We start from the raw sequence: 4,858 nt of genomic DNA on the forward strand, positions 1-4,858 counted from the left end.
GCACTAACTTGATGGCTTCCGCTCGGTATTCCGACGTATAGCTTTGTGTTTCTCTCTTACTCACCGCAGCCTCCTGTTGGCTCAAGTTTACCAATCAGGTGTGTCTACGGAATTCAGGCTACCTCAAGGTGTGTCTATGGAATTCAGGCTACCTCAATGTTCCGCGTCGGCGTTTCGTAGACATATCACATCCAGCATGCTGATGAAGCGAAAAGATTGGTGTCAATCAACCCAAACTCCAAGAGTACTTCCCTCATCTTCTATAGATAAAGTTGCCCAAAGCATCTTTGACGCATTAAGAGGGCAATGAATACCGTCCGAGTACTTCCGATCAACCTTATACGGCTAGTTAGCAATCGAGTTACGTAATACTTCGACCGAAAGGCGATCGAGGTTTTGTTCGTTGGCTGGGATGACGATGTGTTCAACGCGGCTGGCAACTTCTGGACTCTCGAATGCCTGTGACCAAGAAACAAGGGTTCCCGTTGCCGATGCAGCTAAGCCAATGGTTAATCGAAACTTTGGCTCTGAAATGTGTTGAACAACGACTGTTCTTGGCGATTCAATTTCTGCAAACACACTTTCGTTTGGATAGTTTCTGCCATCTGGGCCGTGCATGGTAAAGGACCAGCGCCCATTCTTTTTGAACTCGCAAACATTGAAGGTATTGGTGAAGCCGGCTGGCCCCCACCACCGTGCCAAACGTTCCGGATTACTGATCGCGGCAAAGACTTGTTCTACAGATGTCGGGATTTCACGAGATGTATTGAATGTCGTCATCGGTTTCTTCGTTACGGTAGTTTTACGCGTCTTGGAATTTTAGTTCGCTTTAGGGCTAAGTCAGGGTGATTGCCTGATGTGGCGCTTACTCAAAGTCGGCAGGAGTGAGGGGCGTTCACGCTTGGTGATGGATAAAAGCGCTGTGCTTCACCTCGCTGCCAGCAGTTCGTCATAGACCATGAATAGCTTCTCCGGTGGCCGATCTCGCTGTCTAACCCCGGACGGAGGACTTGTTCAAAGCAACAGCGGACCGAATGAGCGCTTTTAAGGCTTCCTCGTCCAGATCGTCACCATTGTGGATGTCGATGGCGCGCCTAGTGTTGCCTTCGAGACTGGAATTGAAGAGACCCGACGGGTCCGTCAGAGAGGCACCCTTGGCGAACGTCATTTTCACCACATGCTTGTACGTCTCGCCGGTACAGATCAGCCCGCTATGCGACCAGACTGGAACTTTCCATTTCCATTCCTCGACTACTTCGGGTTCGGCTTCCTTGATCAAAGTGCGGAGCCGGGAGAGCGTTTCACCTCTCCAGTCACCCAGCTCATCGATTCTTGCGTCTATCAGTGCTGATGCGGATTCTGTTCTCTCCGTCTGATTCTTCTTCATGGTATCCGTCGCTCCTCGGGGAGTTGAACACGTTCGCCCGCCATGGCTACTTATCGTGGATAAGAACACCTTCGAGACGGGTGGTTTACCTTTATTTTTAGACTTGTTTTCGGTGTCCGTTCCAGGCTGGAAGGGACTGAATTGCTGCAGATGGCTGATCGGGGATGCACTTGCTATTGTCGAGATAAAACTTGGTTTGGCGGGTGACTGTAGTAGCGTCAATATCGCCGTACTGGTAGGCGGTCTGGCCGGAACCAGTACCTTGGCTAGCATATTGGGAGCGTTGGCGGCGCCGTTGACAGGATTGTCTGAGAATTCCTCTACTGGTTGAAGACGATAACCAGTTATGTTGCAGACGGTATTAAGCGACGTGCAGTTTTATTAGCGGGTCCTCGTAAGTTGACGGCTTCTTATGACGATATGCGTGTTGAAAATGGCTATTCAAAAATGGGAATAATTACATTTAGAGAATATTGGGCTCTCTGGCGCCTTTGGTTTGCTTGAATTATTGTCGGTAACACAGCTAGAACAGACTAATTGTACTCAATGTGTTAGGGAATACGCTATTGTCATGGTCTTGTAAGTTGGGAATAGAATCCTTTCAGCCCAATTCAGAAACACCCTATGAAAAACTATTCTGCTTAAGGGGAGTTGTATTCTGAACCAATTTTATGGTGCTACTTTTTCCATGCCAAAGTTAGATTTGCGGGAAAGATTTAAAACAAGTCGAAACTTGGATTCAGTAACCTAGAAAAATCACTGCCTTTTTAATGGGGATATTTTTTCTATCGATGACATAAGAAAAAGCCTAGCACAATCAGAAGCTATGACTACGGATGCCTTAATGGATTGCCTTAATGGATTGCCTTAATGGATTGCCTTAATGGATTGCCTTGATGATTGAATGTGTTGAAGTGCGCATTCAAAGAGTACTCATCACCAAATTCTGTTTGATTACCAATGCTTGTTTGACTTGGCGCTCTCTTATATCCAAATGCCTTTGTACAGCTGTCGTGTAAGGCAGCCCCAGTTTGTAGTGGACCAGATACTTGCAACTATAGGTAGGAACTTGTTTCTGCACGGTTAGGCAAGAATAACTGCCAGCCTGGGTCTGTTAGTTGCGTTCTAAGAAGAAGGAAAGCTAAGGCTTGCCTACAGAGTTTGCTTGCAGTGATTTCTTGTGAGGAATTACTTTAATTTCAAACTTTACGTTTTTAAATACAAATTATCTAAGAACTGGGTGCGTCGCAAAGAGGGAGGTGAAAAAGTAGGGTGTGATCCTACCGTAGCAATCTGTGTAATTAAAGGGACTGAAAGGGTTGATATTTCATCATAGAAATTGATGTCCGGTCACCAACCAGAAAGCTGAAAGGCCAGTCGTCTGGTTGCTTGTAATAAGAAAGCTAAAAGCCTGATAAAAAACAAGCATTCACTATGGCAATAAACCTTATCCATTTTCTGGCACTGTGGGTCTTAATGCCATGGAAAATGCTTGCAACTTGATTGCAAAACAAGAAAGGGGTAGTTATGTTCCAGAGCAAGGCTAATTTCTGTCTTAGTGCAATTGCATTTGCACTTTCCCTACCAACCTTTGCTGAAGTAAGTCAGTCCGAACAGCAAGCCATCAGCGATTATTTGCAACGTTTTCAGCTTAACCCGAAGAAGACAATGGATGAAATACCTGTTAAGACAGGTATTGCACCCTATGCAGTTAAATCAGTCCCTAAGTTTTCTCAACAAGCAATCCAATCGCGTAGTTTTGTTGAAAGCAAAAATGCAGTGCGGTCCCAATTGCTGAATGGCGGGCAAAAACCGGGTGTTCTAAGAGATGCCATTGCAAGGGAAAACGATGATCCGGCTCGCTTGGTGGATGCCGGGGATTGGCTGATTAGAAACGTAAACCAGATGGATAGGCGTCACCTGACCAGTGCCAAGCTAAATAAGCAGCCATGGTCGGATACCTACTGGCCGTTCTACAACGGCTCGATTAGCTACCGTTATGGCGACCCCAAAGTGGGTAGCAATAATCCAAAGACCTGGAAAGATTACTGGAACTATGCCAATACATTGAGCCCGGTATCCAGTTACCTCAGCAGCTTGAAAACCGACTTGTTGTCCCCTGCTGAAAAATATGACCTGCTGGTCAACGACGGTAGCTTCAGCTTGACCCGGGCGGGTTGGCAATCAGGAGAAGAATATGTAGACAGTTCCGGTAATGTTGAAGGTTGGATGGGTATATGCCAGGGTTGGGCTGCCGCTGCTTATATGCTGCCACGGCCAAAGCACGCAGTTACCGTCACTTCGCCAACTGGCCAAGCCATCAAGTTCTATCCATCCGATTTGAAGGCGTTAGGTACCAAGCTATGGGCAAGGACTGATAGACCTAGTGATCGTTTCATTGGTGGCCGATGTGATATCAAGGATCCAGCGAAGGACCAGAACGGTCGGGTTACTGATAGAAACTGCTTTGATACCAATCCGGGTACCTGGCACCAGGCGGTGGTGAACCAGATTGGTGTTTCAAAACGCAGCTTCGTGATCGATGCCACTTACGATTACGAAGTGTGGAATCAGCCGGTACTGGGTTATAGCTACACTTACTTCAACCCGCAGACTGGCAGGGCTTACAGGACAGCTAGAGAAGCCATGATTGCTCGCGCCAACTACTCCAGCGACAAGTTTACGACTCATCGCAGCAATACAGCGGTGAACATTGTTGGCGTGAGGATGGAGCTGAGCTACATCAGGGAAACTGAGCCTTCGCATGCTGAAACGGATGGTCCGAATAACGATGCCATCATGAAGGTATCGTATATGTATGACCTGGAGCTGGATGCCAGGGGCAACATCACTGGCGGTGAATGGTATACCAACCTTCACCCAGACTTTCTGTGGACACCGCCTCGAACTGAGCGTGCTATTACGTCTCCCAACCCTACCGACAGGTGGAATACACGTGATCCATTGCCTGCGCACTGGACTAGCTTGGCTGTCGATGCTTCACGTAACCGCAGCCAGCCTTTGACGGCAGTCGTGGAGCAATTGTTCAAGTTGTCTAGTCAGTAACTTTGCTGAGTTAGAGGTTATGCGACAACGTTCGTTGAGTAATCCAGGCATGCAAGACTAGGTCATTCGTCTTGTATGTCGCGCATAACCTGGTCGAGTGGTTCGAGATACTCTCATTCTCGGGCTGCTCGACCATTTTCTATGGATGGTGCTGGGAACTGTGCTCGATGTAGAAGCTGTATCTGCATTACCGATAGTTCGTAATATGGTTACGCATGATGTGACCAACATCTATTTGTTTAAGTCCCTCCGGATGGCAGCCAGCCTTTCTCCCTCAGTGGGGGTGTCAGGATTTCCGTGTTCAAGGCGGGTTTGAGATTCACACGGATGATCGAATAAACCGATCCGCGTAAAGAATAGCGAATTGGTTCATGGCCGTCTTCCAATCCTTGGCGGCATAGCCCC

The 4,858-nt window shown here is 47.6% G+C and carries 4 protein-coding genes; 2 read left to right on the forward strand and 2 right to left on the reverse strand.

Going from position 1 to position 4,858, the window contains the following annotated elements:
• Positions 1-345: 345 nt before the first annotated feature.
• Positions 346-780: an SRPBCC domain-containing protein gene (locus tag ACUHMQ_RS20050; RefSeq protein ID WP_445297222.1), complete on the reverse strand. Its 435-nt coding sequence runs from the start codon at positions 778-780 to the stop codon at positions 346-348.
• A gap of 211 nt (positions 781-991) precedes the next feature.
• Entirely contained in the window at positions 992-1,387 is a 396-nt protein-coding gene (locus ACUHMQ_RS20055; protein ID WP_445297223.1) for a DUF1801 domain-containing protein, read from the reverse strand.
• Positions 1,388-1,442: 55 nt separating this feature from the next.
• Here ACUHMQ_RS20055 and ACUHMQ_RS20060 point away from each other — a divergent pair, with 55 nt between their 5' ends.
• Both ACUHMQ_RS20060 and ACUHMQ_RS20065 read left to right on the forward strand, forming a co-directional pair.
• A complete protein-coding gene (locus tag ACUHMQ_RS20060; protein ID WP_445297224.1) occupies positions 1,443-1,718 on the forward strand; it encodes a hypothetical protein in 276 nt (91 codons plus the stop codon).
• Positions 1,719-2,914: 1,196 nt separating this feature from the next.
• Positions 2,915-4,453, forward strand: a complete 1,539-nt coding sequence (locus ACUHMQ_RS20065) for a hypothetical protein (protein WP_445297225.1) — start codon at positions 2,915-2,917, stop codon at positions 4,451-4,453.
• Positions 4,454-4,858: the final 405 nt, after the last annotated feature.

It is taken from the genome of Chitinimonas violaceus, from assembly GCF_052601015.1.

Bases quoted from the DNA above. Each gene is read 5' to 3' on its own strand.
- ACUHMQ_RS20065 (WP_445297225.1), top strand. From the start codon at position 2,915: ATGTTCCAGAGCAAGGCTAATTTCTGTCTTAGTGCAATTGCATTTGCA.
- ACUHMQ_RS20055 (WP_445297223.1), bottom strand. From the start codon at position 1,387: ATGAAGAAGAATCAGACGGAGAGAACAGAATCCGCATCAGCACTGATA.
- ACUHMQ_RS20050 (WP_445297222.1), bottom strand. From the start codon at position 780: ATGACGACATTCAATACATCTCGTGAAATCCCGACATCTGTAGAACAA.